Here is a 12,423-nt window from a genome sequence, read left to right as displayed (position 1 = left end):
GTATGCTTTCGTATTACTATAAGTCACCGATTTTAAACGTTAAAAGAGCAATTTTAACGTCAAGAATATGACGAAAGCTGAGGAATTGACGGAATGAACACCAAAGAGAAAGGACTTTCATTAATTGAAGTGCTCGTCGCTTTGGTTATTTTAACCGTTGGTCTAGTTGGCGTCTTTAACCTTCACATCATCTCTAAACGTGGTAGCTTCGAGTCTTTTCAGCAAACTCAGGCTGCTTACCTTGCTAATGATATCGTTAGTCGCATTAAGCTCAATCGTTCACAGTTAATGTCTTACTCAGGAACCTATACGGGCGCATTATCCTTGCCTAGTAAAGCATGTGATGTCGCTCCAGGTGGGGCAGTCATCTGCACGACAACCGAGACTCGAATATGGGATCTGTATCAGTGGGAGCAGTTAATTTTAGGTTCATCTGAAACTATCAATGGAGCCAATGTTGGTGGATTAGATACTGCTACTGCCTGTATTGACGCTAAGGCTTCCGGTGAGGTGACAGTCGTGCTCAGTTGGCGAGGCATGAATAAAATTTCTGAAGGTGTAACTCACCCATCTTTTGTACGCAGTTGTGGAAGTAGCAAAAATAGCGAGCGGCGTAGAGTGTACTTCATCGATACGGTAATTATTTAATCTCATGAAGAAAAATATTGTATTAACCAAATTACAAAGTGGATTCTCATTAGTTGAATTGATGGTCGCCATGCTAGTTAGCTTATTTTTGACCGCTGGTATTTTTTCAATGTTTACTATGTCATCAACTAACGTAACTACGACGAGTCAGTTTAATCAATTACAAGAATCAGGCCGTATAGGCTTAGCCTTAATGCAAAGGGATGTTAGCCAATTAGGTTTTATGGCTGACATGACTGGCACGGACTTTGTTTTAGGAGTTAATACGCAAGTTAATGCGCTTGCTATTGCAGCAGGAAATGATTGTATCGGAGGGGGGGCCAATAATGCCACCTTCCCCAATAATCAAGCTGCTCACTTTAGACGTTTATGGGGTTATGAAAGCGGTGTCGGTGGCCAGTCCCTAGCTTGTTTATCTGGTGTGTTACCTAATACAGATGTGCTTCAAATCAAACGCTTGATTGGGCCATCGGTCGTAGCCGCTGCACTAAATTCAAGTCGTTACTATATGGCAACTACTGCGAATCAGGCGGTGATATTTGCTGGTGATCAGCCTGCTCCAGCACTTCCTAACGCCAGAATTTGGGAGTATCAACATCACGTTTACTTTATTGAAAATGATAATGGCGTTCCGGTTTTAATGCGAAGAACTCTAGGTAGAGGTGGAATGAAATCTTCGACGAGCTATGAGCAGTTAGTCGAAGGCGTTGAGAATATGCGCATAATGTACGGTTTTGATAGTGATGGGAATAATACCGCTGATAGCTTTATGCCTGCTCAAAATGTCACCAGTTTAATGTGGGATAACGAAGTCTTTCAGCGTTTAGTTGCCATAAGGATCTATCTTCTTGTTCGTTCAATAGAGGAAGATCCAAGTTACACCAACAATGTGACTTACACTCTTGGGGATAAGCAAATTGTCGCTGGTGGTGATGGCTTTAGGCGGAAAGTCGTCATGACGACAGTCGTCTTGGAAAATCCTGTTTTGATTTAGGAATGAAAAGTATGAATATGAGTAAACAAAAAGGAGTGGTGCTTTTTTTCTCTCTTATTATTTTGCTAATCATGACAGTTATCGGTGTTGCTTTAGCTGTTAATTCCAATCAGTCGATAAAGATGGCTGGAGCTGGTTCAGAAAGAATCGAAGCTATGGTTGAAGCCCATGGAGCTCTCGATAAGGTGCTATCGAATAATGCTGGGGCGACCTTAGCCAATATTAATCAGCCAATGCCGATAGCGGACGACACCTTTAATGTATCGAGCCTACTATCTCCAATGGCAGATGGTGACGTTGCTTGTCAAAGGAGTGCCGCTGCGAGTGGGGCAAATTTAGTTAGTTGTAGGCGAGTCGAGGTTGCGACTCAAGCTATTTATGGTCGGGATGATATGGGGCAGGTCACCATTGTTACAGGCATAGAACAAGAAGTATTAACTGGGAGTTAGTTATGTTGACTAAGCGAATATTAACCTCTATTGCATTTGCAGTCATGGTATTTTCAGGCGCGGGTCATACAGATGATACCGAGTTATATGTTTATGAGTCATCGGCTCGTTCTGGTGCTAGACCTCAGGTTCTTATTATCTTTGACAACTCAGGTAGTATGGGCAACATGGTTGATGATGCTGAAGCTTTTTATGACCCCAGTATCACTTACCCAGCAGTAGGCAGCGACAACTCTTTGCAGGAAAGAATGGTCTACTTTACTAAAGGTGGAATCGATAATACCGCAATGCCAGTCCCTGATAGCCCCTCAGAGAGTCGTAGATTTCTATCAGAGATTAACGGTTGTGAGACTTCATGGGATTATTTACAAAAGTACGGTGTTTTTACTGGTTTCTTTAGAGAATATAGCTTCTCCGGTCAAAACGGTACTTGGCAAGAGGTGCCGGACAATAATGGTGCAAATATAACTCATATTGACTGTTTTGATGATATTGAAGGCAAGAAGTGGCGTAACGCTCCCGGTCAGCCCTCAGGCTTTCCAATCGATAGTACAGGTAATAAGAAAAACCCCATTCGATATGCAGAAGTTAATGGTAGCTCTAGTGATGCAGAAATTGATGCGGCTTATGAGAAAGCTAAGCAGACTGCATTTGGAACAGGGCAACCCATTACTCTCTACACTGATAATTACCTTCGTTGGTATCACGGAGATCAGGAGAGTGTTCCTAAGTCACGCTTGGCAATCGCAAAAGAGGTGATAAAAAATACCATTGTGACGACGCCTAGTGTGGATTTTGGTTTAGCAATCTTTAATATTAATTATCCCTATGAAGGTTACGGAGACGGCGGGCGAATCGTTTCAGGTATTAAAGAGATGTCAGAGGCCAATAAGCTGTCTTTGCTTTCTACTATCGATAGCCTTCCCGCTTCGACTAATACGCCTCTTTGTGAAACACTTTATGAAGCTTATCGGTATTTTTCGGGTAGAGTAGTTTATTTTGGACGCGATGATATTAGCGTTGGTAGCCTAGGTTACAAAAAAAATATTCCCCCACGAGATATCAGTATTGAGTCGGGTGGAAAATACATCTCACCATTTAAAGAGTGTCAGAACCGAGCCTATGTTGTATATATCACCGATGGTGTACCGACCCTTGATCATAATGCTGATCATAAAGTTTTGGAGTTATCAGGGATAACGTCTGCAGATCAGTTTGTTAACTCTAGCCCTTCTTTTACCAGTTACCTGCCAGCGTTAGCTGGGTGGATGAATACTAATGATGTAAATACATCTGAAAATGCACCTGACGAGCAAAATGTCACGACTTTCACAATCGGCTTTAGTGAAGGGGCGGATGATGCTGCTGATTTGCTGTTAAAGACTGCTGAGAAGGGAGGTGGTAAGTATTTCCCCGCGGCAAATGCATCGGCATTGCAATCAGCCCTACAACAAGTTTTCTCACAGATTTTAGAAGTTAATGCGAGCTTTACCTCTCCCTCTATCGCTAGTAATAACTTCGATAGAACTCGTACTTTTGATTCTGTCTATTACTCGATGTTTTTACCTAATAAAGGACCACGTTGGTCCGGTAACTTAAAGAAGTTTAGGGTTACAGGAGATGGTGATATCGTTGATAAGAATGGCGTTAATGCACTTGGGAGCGACGGCAATCTTATCTCATCAGCCTGCTCTTATTGGACTGAGAATAGTGTTTGCGCTGCCGCAAGTGATGGCGGTGATGGTAACGATGTTAAAGTCGGTGGTGTTGCTGAGGTGTTGCGTAAAACGACGAATAGGAAACTATTAAGTAATATAGGCTCTAATGGTGCAATGGCAAGCTTTACTAAGTCAAACGCATCAAATTATGCTGGGGGGGATGCAAGCCTAGCTGCATACATGGGAGTTGATGAAACCCAGCTGGATGGGGTGTTTAATTGGACTAAAGGCCAAGATGTTGATGACGACAATGGTAATTTGCTTATTACAGATACCAGAGCAGATATTTTAGGTGATCCACTTCACTCTCGCCCGTTAGCGATTAACTTTGGTAGTGAGCTGTCTCCTGATATTCGCATTTTGATGGGAACCAACCATGGATTCTTACATATGTTTAAGGACTCCAATGATACAGTTTCTGAGTCTTGGGCGTTTATGCCATATGAGCTTTTACCTAATCTGAGGGAGTTGAAGGCAAACGTACCTACGGGGGTTCACTCTGTCTACGGTCTTGATAGTTCGCCAGTTAGCTATGTGAAGACAGGCGCATCTGGTTTAGAGAAGGCTTGGGTGTTTATTGGCATGAGAAGGGGGGGGAAGTCTTATTACGGATTTGATGTTACTACCCCCGACTCACCTCGCTTTATGTGGAAAATAGACTCTAATAGTTCTGGAATGGCTGAGCTGGCACAGAGTTGGTCTGAGCCCGTAGTGACTCACATTCCGGGGTGGCCAACGGGTAACAGTGATCCTACTAAGGCAAAACCTGTATTAATCTTTGGTGCAGGCTACTCCCCATCAACGAAAGACGGTGCTGCAGTGGGCATTAATGATACTGAAGGCCGTGGTGTTTTTATTGTTGATGCTGAAACTGGTACTTTAGTGCACTCATTTGGACCTAGTGCATCATCCAATGTGACTCAATTGCCAGGGATAACGGATAGTATTCCAAACTCAGTAGCAGTTTTGGACAGTAACAATGATAAATTATCCGATAGAATTTATGCATCTGATACAGGGGGGAATGTGTGGCGTATCGACTTACCAAGCGCTTACCCTAAAGACGCAAAGAATCCTTGGACAGCGTTTAAATTTGCAGATTTAGGTGGTGGGACACAGGCAAGCGATCGACGTTTTTTTGCTGAGCCAACCGTTGCGCAAACTATTTTTACAAACTTATCTGAAGTGAGTGTAACAGTTGATGGAACGACCACCACAACTAAGACTTATCAGAATATCCCCTATGATGCCGTCGCTTTAGGCACTGGGCACAGGCCACACCCGTCTGATAAATTAAGACAAGATAAGCTGTTTACCTTACAAGATAGAAACGTTGTCACGCGTTCATATAACGGACTAAACGGCAATACAATACCAAGTCCGATAATGCTAGCTGATCTCTATGACATAACCAGTAAAGCGGCTACTACGGAATCTGAGAATATCACTTTTGGTAAAAAGTTAGGTTGGTTTTATAGTCTTGGAGCAACGGGGGAAAAGAGTTTAGCTGGGGCATCGATCATTCAGGGGCGTGTTTACTTTACTTCATATGTCCCTGGTGATACGTCATCTAGCAACCAGTGCCTCATAGCTGGCATGGGACGTTTATATTCTTTCGCTTTGCATAAAGGAACCAGAACATACACCCAAGAATATATTGAACTTGGCGAACGAGTACCAGATACGCCCCCACCTTTGATACCTCCTGGGGGAGATGGAAATATCTACTTCCCGATCCCTGAAGCTGAAATGAAGCCTTGTGAGGAGGGGGATGTAAACTGCCCACCGCCACCGTGTGAAAATGGTAATGACAAGTGTGTCGGGGGCGCTCTTGGCGTAAATCGAATTTATTATCATGTTAATGAATAGGATGTTTAATGCTTAGAATTAAAGGTTTTACTCTTATAGAGCTTATGATTGCAGTGGCTATTATCGGTATATTGGCTTCTGTAGCATATCCATCCTATGTCGAGTATGTTGCTCAGTCAGGGCGCTCTGACGCAAAAGTGATGCTTCTTGATGCGGCGAATCAACAGGAGCAGTTTTATTTAGATAACCGTAATTATACGACCAACATGACACTTCTAGGATTTGACGAGACACCAGCCGTATCTGAAAACGGTTTTTATAAGGTATCGAGTACGGTACCTAATAGCGGCTCCTATACACTAACGGCCACTGCACAAGGCACTCAATACTCGCGAGATAAAGATTGTCGAGTGCTGACAATAACAGACTCAGGAGTTAAATCTCCAGCGGAGTGTTGGTAATGAAAAAAATCATATTTTGCTTTTTTTTAAGTTTATTTGCTTTACCGCAAGTGGAAGCTAAATCAAAAGAAATGAAAGATTATAAGTGTTTTTTAAAGACAACTACGGTAGAGCAAATCGCTTTCTATCGTTGGCCAGTTAATAAGCTGCAAGTTAAAATGGCTAAATTGCCAGCAAAGAAAGTACCAGATAGAAATGATGGTAAGAGACCATATATTAGAGAAGTGGTTGAGTGCGTAGGCTTACATGACAGCTTTAAAACTGCAGAAGGAAAAAAACTGGACACTTTAACGGTTAGATAATCGCTAAAGTAGCAGTCTTTATACTTTAGCTACAGCTGGTTGCCGTACCTGCGAACCTAATCTTTCCACTGCGGATTATTTCAATTGTTTTGGTATTTTCGTTACTTTTACTGCCTGGGCAGTAAGAGATTCTGCCTGAGGTGAGAGCGCCTGTTGTTAAGCCATCAGGTGAAAAGCTAATGGAGTTTTCATCATAAGAAACAAAGTCGTTAGAGTTAAAAGCATCTATAACTTTTATGACTTTATCATCTACGCCATTGGTACTATCTATTGTGGCAAGGGTGCCATTATCAATAAAAACACTGAAGCCATTGCGCCAATCAGTGCCACATGTATTTCCGTTTAAAGGGCAAACGGTTACGACAACGCCATAGCTGATGGCTTGGTTCCTCGCAAGTTGCAGTGATTGCTGAATATTTCTAATAGCTGCATCGCTTCTGGCATTTTCATAAAAGGCTGTGAAGGAGGGCGCCGCTATTATAATAAGAATTGCGGCAACAGCAATTGTCACTATTAGTTCCACAAGAGTGAATGCACGTATTCTTTTTTTTAAGCCCTTCATGGCGATATCCTTTGCCTAATAACAGTTGAAGTATAATACAATCCGTAGAGGTTTTCAGCTGTTAAATGGGGGGCGATACAGTGCCAATCTATTGGCTTATAAGCATTTTTTGACTCAATACTCATTATAACTTATTGGGTATTAGCTATAGTTTTGTAAAATATTAATCACAACTTATATTGGTTTTTTGGGAGAAACGAACTCTTCCTGATTGACTAATAATGACGGCACGTGAATTGGCATTGTTTATTGAGTCGGGACAGTATTTTAATGTTCCATTAGTTCCTGATGCCAGCCCTTCAGGTTGAAACCTTATAGCCGAACGGTTATAGCTGACGTAATCCTTTGGGTTGAATGGGCCGATGCTATAGATAAGCTGGTCGTTACCATCAATAATATTTGATTGCCCTGAGTCGGTGAAAATACTGATATTATCCAGCCAGTTACTACTACAAATTTGCTCTGATATTGGGCAGACAGTGACTCTAGAACCATAAGAGATGGCATGGTTTCTTGCCATCTGAATTAATTGTTGGATTGTTTTGATGTTAGAGTCGGAGCGGGCTTGAGCGTAGAAACTATTAAACGAGGGAGCGGCGATCACTATTAGAATGGTCGCTACGATGAGAGTAACCATCAGCTCAATTAAGGTAAAACCGGCAGTTCTGTGGGGCATATCAACTCTTCCTTGAGTTAGTTTTAATATTTACATCCGGTAAATATCGCGTTGTGGGCGTTTAAAAAGTATAGCCTACGGCTGAATAAATTAAGTAGGGGTGAGTATATTGTTCGGTTATATGAAGATTGCATTCATTTTTGTGAGCCTTCATAAATCACATTAGACTTCTGAGTTTGGTCACTGCATGATAAGCTACTGCGTTATTAAATAGCGTCTTACAGCAAGTTTTTAGGGAGTTTTACAATGAAAAAAGTCGAAGCCATTATTAAACCATTTAAGTTAGATGATGTGCGTGAATCACTTGCTGATATTGGTATTACTGGTATGACTGTTTCTGAAGTAAAAGGCTTCGGTCGTCAAAAAGGACATACTGAGCTTTATCGTGGCGCTGAGTATATGGTCGATTTCCTGCCAAAGGTTAAAATTGAACTAGTGATTCAAGACGAACTTTTAGAGCAGGCATTAGAAGTCATCGTTGATACTGCACGTACAGGTAAGATTGGTGATGGAAAAATCTTTGTTACTGATATTGAACGTATTATACGTATTCGTACAGGTGAAGAGAACGAAGAAGCGGTATAGCATTGAGCGACTTTTTCGCATTATCTGCTTTTGCAAATAATGCGAAGAAGTAGAGTTCAGTTTTAGTTAAGCTCTTGGTTTAGCTGAAGAGTCTCTAATAACAGGCTCTGGCTGGAATACTTTGGTTTGATCTGACTTTTCTTCTCGGCGCCTAGCTATCAGTAATTCAGTTGCTATATGGGCGATCTCTTCATTGGGCTGATGCACTGTGGTGAGTTTTGGCCAAGTCTGACGTGAAAATGGACTATCTTCGAAGCCAACAATAGAGATGTCTGACGGAATATCTACCCCTTCTAATCTTGCCGCAAATAACGCGCCTGCAGCTATTTCATCGTTACAAGCGACAATCGCGGTCGGTCTAATCTTCAAGCTTAGTAATGTATTAGCGCCTTTAACCCCTGACTCAAATGAATATTTTCCATCGATAATATAACGATCATTAACTGCGATGTTATTATTCTCAAGCGCCTGCTTAAACCCAGCTAAACGCTCTTTAGTTGATTCGTGTTCATGGTCACCACTTAGGAATGCGATGTCTCGATGACCTAAGTCGATAAGGTGCTGTGTAATTGAAATCGCGCCGGAGCGGTCGTTTACCAGCACCGCTAAACCAGAACCTGTTTCAACTTTTTCTCCCGCAATAATACGTACATAGCTGGCATCGATTTTATCGAGTGCAGCCAAGATCACCGGGTCCTCAGAAAGTGGTGGTGTAAGTACTAAACCAGATAAACGATTGTGCTTAACGAGTCGGGTTAGTTCTTCACAGATATTATCTGCCCGAGAGTTACAAGGGTGAATTAATAACTCGTAACCTAGGTCTTTACAGGCCGATAGGATGCCATTTTGCATATCGATAATATAATAGGCATTGGGGTTATCATAAATAAAACCAATCACATACGATTTAGTTCCAGCTAAATTTCTTGCTGCTAAGTTGGGCTGGTAGTTAAGCTCTTTAATCGCTGCATTAACTTTATCAATCGTAGCTTGCTTTACCGAAGGCTCACTATTAGTAACCCGTGACACTGTTTTTATCGATACGCCAGCATGTTTAGCAACATCATTTATGGTGACTTTCATTAAGCGGGATTCTCATTAGTTAAACATTCTGTGTTGCCAAAGAATGGTAACACAAGATTAACAAACCGCGCTGAGATGGTGCAATTTGTCCTTAAATTTAGCGGTATAGTGCGAAGTTTTATCCAAATTAGCAATGAAAAGGCACGAACTTTTTGTGTTTTTTCGTCAAAATAAAAAAAAGTGCATTAATTGACCAGAGTGTCGACATGTATTTAACTATTTGTATTTAAATGGTTCTTAAGTGATCTCTTCTACACTTTTGTTATTCTGTACGAATATAATTGTTGCTGTGGTTATTTTGTTGTGGCGCAACTGTTAATTGTTGTGTAATCTTTGCCTTAGACATGACAGCGTTGTCATTCCGCTTCTGGAATGGTTATGGAAATAAAAAAAGATAATAAGTTATGGAAGGGAAACGAGATGCGACCATCTACCTTTAAGAAAAGTGTACTAGCTACAAATATCGCGTTGCTGATGAGTGGAGCAATGTCAGTTTCTGCTATGGCAGCAGAGGCTGATGCGAAAGCCGCAGCTGCAGACGAAAATATTGAAAAGATTGAAGTTCGCGGTATGCGCGCTTCAATGAAAGCCTCAATTAATGAAAAAAGATTTTCAGATTCAGTTGTTGATGCAATAACCGCTGAAGATATTGGTAAGTTTCCCGATGGTGATGTGGGTGAGTCACTCGCTCGAATCCCTGGCGTTACAGTTAACCGTCAGTTTGGCCAAGGTCAACAGGTTTCTATTCGTGGCGCATCAAGCCAGCTAACCCGCACCTTATTAAATGGCCACGCTGTTGCGTCAACAGGTTGGTTTGATCAGCAAGCTATTGACCGTAGCTTTAACTACTCATTACTACCGCCTGAGATGGTAAGTGGTATTGAGGTTTACAAGTCATCTCAAGCAGACCTTCCAGAAGGTGGTATTGGTGGTACGGTAATCGTTAAGACTCGTAAACCACTCGATCTTGATGCAAATACTGTATTTGTTAGTGCAAAAGGCGATTACGGTACGATTTCTGAGAGTATTGACCCTGAGCTTTCTGGCCTTTATAGCTGGAAAAATGATGATGAAAATTTTGGTGTTTTAGTCTCTGCGGCAGGCTCTGAAACAGACTACCAACGCAACGGTATCGAAACGCTACTAGGTTGGGGTGAAATAGTTCCGACAACGTTCCAGCAAGATCGTAAGCGTACGGCAATCAATGTGGCTGCGCAGTATCGTCCAACCGATGCGTTAGAATTTGGTGTGACTTATACTGGCTTAGAGATGAAAGCCAATAATGCTAATACCTCTATCTTCCTATTCCCTACTCAACAGGGTGTGAATACCTGTAATCAAACAAATGCTGCAGGTGTTTGTACTGATATAACTCATACTGGTGAAGGTGGATTTGCTTGGGCTCAAACCTGGGCACGTAAAGCAAAAATGACCTCTGATACGGTTGATTTTGATTTTAACTATGAAGCAGATAACTTTACTGTTGATGGCCGAGTGGGTAACACTAAATCAGATGGTGGTACTAGCTTAACCTCTAACTATGGTGGCTCAATTGGCCAACCAGGTGATTTTGCTGGTCATTACGATGCCACTGGTAAGGTTATTGATATCGACATTGCTAAGCAAAACTTTGATGCGGGTGATTTCAATGGTGATCTTTCTACTGCCGCGTGGGCATTGAAGAAGCAGCCAAACAGCGATGAAGAAACCTATGCCGATTTAAACTTCACTATTCCTGTTGAATTAGGTGCGATTACCTCATTCAAGACAGGTGTTCGTTATGCTGATCATGATGTAACTCAACAAACAGATATCGCAACCGTTGGCGACATTGCAGTGCGTGATGCATCATATTATTACGATGGCACAATCTCGTCAGGTGCAGGCTTTACTCTGCCAAAACCAAACTTTGACGCTATGATCAACGATGCTAATGCAGCTATTACTGGTTTTGAGCGTGATAAGTCGGGTTACGGAACACTGAATGAGAAAAACTTCTCTATGTACGCCATGGCAACGTTCCAGTCGGAAGGCGTTCGCGGTAATGTCGGTCTACGTTATGTCTCTAGTGACGTTAGATCTGATTATTATGCATTAAGTAATACTGGTCAGTTTGCCGATAACCTCAGTACTGATAAAGCAAGTTATAGCGATGTATTACCAAGCATCAACATTGCGTTTGATTTAACATCAGATTTAATTTTACGTACAACCGCCGCTCAGGTGATGTCACGTCCTAACTACTCTGAGTTGTTTGCGACATCGACCCTACCAGGGCTAAATGACGGAACACCAGGTAACGAAAAGTTAAATCGTGGTTCAGTTTCACTTGACCCATTTAAAGCGACTCAGGCTGATGTGAGCCTTGAGTGGTACTTTGGTGGTGAAGGTCTTGCTGCAATTACCTACTTCATTAAAGATGTTAATTCATTTATTTCAACTCGCCAGAAGCTTAACCAGCAGATTGGAATCGAAGATAATGATTTGAAAGCTCAAGGTGGCAGCGCTTGTGGTGAAGGCGTTTATGATTGCTGGACAGTGAGTGAGAAGTACAATGCTGAAGGTGGTCGAATTGAAGGTGTTGAGCTACAGCTTCAGGACTCTTTTGATAATGGTCTAGGTTACTCGGCTAACTATACTTACGCAGATGCCAGCTCCCCTTCTGAAAACTATCCAGATCAAGTGGGTGTTTTCTCTGATTCATCTAAGCACACAGTTAACTTAGTTGGTTTCTATGAGATGGATGCATTCTCTGCACGTCTTGCCTATAACTGGCGTAGTGAGTACATGATGCGTGAGCTGCCTGGTTTCTACGGTAACCGTCAGCACGAAGATTATGGAACACTTGATCTAAGTGCATCATACAGCGTAACAGAGTGGATGGACGTGACTTTCGAAGCGGTTAATATTTTGGAAGAAGATAGCATTCAAACGGGTGTAGCCCCACTTGATGCAGAGGTTATCCCAGAGTTTAAAGCTGACTACCCAGTGTGGAGCTTTGAAGGTGAAGCTCGCTATAAGGTTGGCGTAGCGTTCCGCTTTTAAATAAAAAATAGTTGTAATCTAAAGCCCAGCATTTGCTGGGCTTTTTATTGAGTAGATAAAATCAGTTAAAGCTAATTAAGTTGGTTGATAC

11 protein-coding genes are annotated in these 12,423 nt (G+C 41.9%); 8 read left to right on the top strand and 3 right to left on the bottom strand.

Annotation, left to right across the window (positions count from 1 at the left end; all coding sequences use genetic code 11):
* The first annotated feature begins 93 nt into the window (after positions 1 to 93).
* The 6 genes from pilV to JMA39_RS03125 are packed head-to-tail and all read left to right on the top strand — an operon-like array spanning position 94 to position 6,381.
* Complete coding sequence (pilV, locus tag JMA39_RS03150) at positions 94 to 648, top strand: type IV pilus modification protein PilV (RefSeq protein ID WP_202720384.1); 555 nt, start codon at positions 94 to 96, stop codon at positions 646 to 648.
* Between the two features lie 4 nt (positions 649 to 652).
* A complete protein-coding gene (locus JMA39_RS03145; protein WP_202720383.1) occupies positions 653 to 1,642 on the top strand; it encodes a PilW family protein in 990 nt (329 codons plus the stop codon).
* Positions 1,643 to 1,659: 17 nt separating this feature from the next.
* Positions 1,660 to 2,091 carry a pilus assembly PilX family protein gene (locus JMA39_RS03140; RefSeq protein ID WP_202720382.1) on the top strand — a complete coding sequence of 144 codons (432 nt, stop codon included), beginning with the start codon at positions 1,660 to 1,662 and terminating at the stop codon, positions 2,089 to 2,091.
* Positions 2,092 to 2,093: 2 nt separating this feature from the next.
* Positions 2,094 to 5,678 (top strand): pilus assembly protein, encoded by a 3,585-nt coding sequence (locus JMA39_RS03135; protein WP_202720381.1) that lies wholly within the window; start codon positions 2,094 to 2,096, stop codon positions 5,676 to 5,678.
* A gap of 8 nt (positions 5,679 to 5,686) precedes the next feature.
* Complete coding sequence (locus JMA39_RS03130; protein WP_202720380.1) at positions 5,687 to 6,079, top strand: type IV pilin protein; 393 nt, start codon at positions 5,687 to 5,689, stop codon at positions 6,077 to 6,079.
* Positions 6,079 to 6,381, top strand: a complete 303-nt coding sequence (locus JMA39_RS03125; protein ID WP_237732584.1) for a TapY2 family type IVa secretion system protein — start codon at positions 6,079 to 6,081, stop codon at positions 6,379 to 6,381. Before JMA39_RS03130 ends, JMA39_RS03125 begins: the two co-directional genes overlap by 1 nt.
* Positions 6,382 to 6,406: 25 nt before the next feature.
* Here JMA39_RS03125 and JMA39_RS03120 read toward each other — a convergent pair whose 3' ends face one another.
* Both JMA39_RS03120 and JMA39_RS03115 read right to left on the bottom strand, forming a co-directional pair.
* The gene (locus tag JMA39_RS03120) at positions 6,407 to 6,943 is read right to left on the bottom strand and encodes a GspH/FimT family pseudopilin (protein WP_202720379.1); all 537 of its coding nucleotides are present in this window, start codon (positions 6,941 to 6,943) and stop codon (positions 6,407 to 6,409) included.
* Between the two features lie 163 nt (positions 6,944 to 7,106).
* Positions 7,107 to 7,619, bottom strand: a complete 513-nt coding sequence (locus tag JMA39_RS03115; RefSeq protein ID WP_202720378.1) for a GspH/FimT family pseudopilin — start codon at positions 7,617 to 7,619, stop codon at positions 7,107 to 7,109.
* Positions 7,620 to 7,865: 246 nt separating this feature from the next.
* On the opposite strand from JMA39_RS03115, the gene JMA39_RS03110 reads away from it, so the two are divergent.
* On the top strand, positions 7,866 to 8,204 hold the full coding sequence (locus JMA39_RS03110) for a P-II family nitrogen regulator (protein WP_202720377.1): 339 nt from the start codon (positions 7,866 to 7,868) through the stop codon (positions 8,202 to 8,204).
* Positions 8,205 to 8,270: 66 nt separating this feature from the next.
* Here JMA39_RS03110 and JMA39_RS03105 read toward each other — a convergent pair whose 3' ends face one another.
* Entirely contained in the window at positions 8,271 to 9,287 is a 1,017-nt protein-coding gene (locus tag JMA39_RS03105) for a LacI family DNA-binding transcriptional regulator (RefSeq protein ID WP_202720376.1), read from the bottom strand.
* 420 nt (positions 9,288 to 9,707) lie between these two features.
* Here JMA39_RS03105 and JMA39_RS03100 point away from each other — a divergent pair, with 420 nt between their 5' ends.
* Positions 9,708 to 12,332, top strand: a complete 2,625-nt coding sequence (locus tag JMA39_RS03100) for a TonB-dependent receptor (RefSeq protein WP_202720375.1) — start codon at positions 9,708 to 9,710, stop codon at positions 12,330 to 12,332.
* The last annotated feature ends 91 nt before the right edge of the window (positions 12,333 to 12,423 follow it).

This window comes from Shewanella schlegeliana, assembly GCF_016765635.1.
Taxonomy (GTDB): Bacteria; Pseudomonadota; Gammaproteobacteria; order Enterobacterales; family Shewanellaceae; genus Shewanella; species Shewanella schlegeliana.
Note: the sequence above shows the minus strand (reverse complement) of the source record. Positions and strands in the feature narration are given on the sequence as shown.

What these genes read in the sequence shown, in the direction of transcription:
- JMA39_RS03135 (WP_202720381.1), top strand. Translation starts at nt 2,094, where the DNA reads ATGTTGACTAAGCGAATATTAACCTCTATTGCATTTGCAGTCATGGTA.
- JMA39_RS03140 (WP_202720382.1), top strand. Translation starts at nt 1,660, where the DNA reads ATGAGTAAACAAAAAGGAGTGGTGCTTTTTTTCTCTCTTATTATTTTG.
- JMA39_RS03100 (WP_202720375.1), top strand. Translation starts at nt 9,708, where the DNA reads ATGCGACCATCTACCTTTAAGAAAAGTGTACTAGCTACAAATATCGCG.
- pilV (WP_202720384.1), top strand. Translation starts at nt 94, where the DNA reads ATGAACACCAAAGAGAAAGGACTTTCATTAATTGAAGTGCTCGTCGCT.
- JMA39_RS03110 (WP_202720377.1), top strand. Translation starts at nt 7,866, where the DNA reads ATGAAAAAAGTCGAAGCCATTATTAAACCATTTAAGTTAGATGATGTG.
- JMA39_RS03145 (WP_202720383.1), top strand. Translation starts at nt 653, where the DNA reads ATGAAGAAAAATATTGTATTAACCAAATTACAAAGTGGATTCTCATTA.
- JMA39_RS03125 (WP_237732584.1), top strand. Translation starts at nt 6,079, where the DNA reads ATGAAAAAAATCATATTTTGCTTTTTTTTAAGTTTATTTGCTTTACCG.
- JMA39_RS03120 (WP_202720379.1), bottom strand. Translation starts at nt 6,943, where the DNA reads ATGAAGGGCTTAAAAAAAAGAATACGTGCATTCACTCTTGTGGAACTA.
- JMA39_RS03115 (WP_202720378.1), bottom strand. Translation starts at nt 7,619, where the DNA reads ATGCCCCACAGAACTGCCGGTTTTACCTTAATTGAGCTGATGGTTACT.
- JMA39_RS03130 (WP_202720380.1), top strand. Translation starts at nt 5,687, where the DNA reads ATGCTTAGAATTAAAGGTTTTACTCTTATAGAGCTTATGATTGCAGTG.
- JMA39_RS03105 (WP_202720376.1), bottom strand. Translation starts at nt 9,287, where the DNA reads ATGAAAGTCACCATAAATGATGTTGCTAAACATGCTGGCGTATCGATA.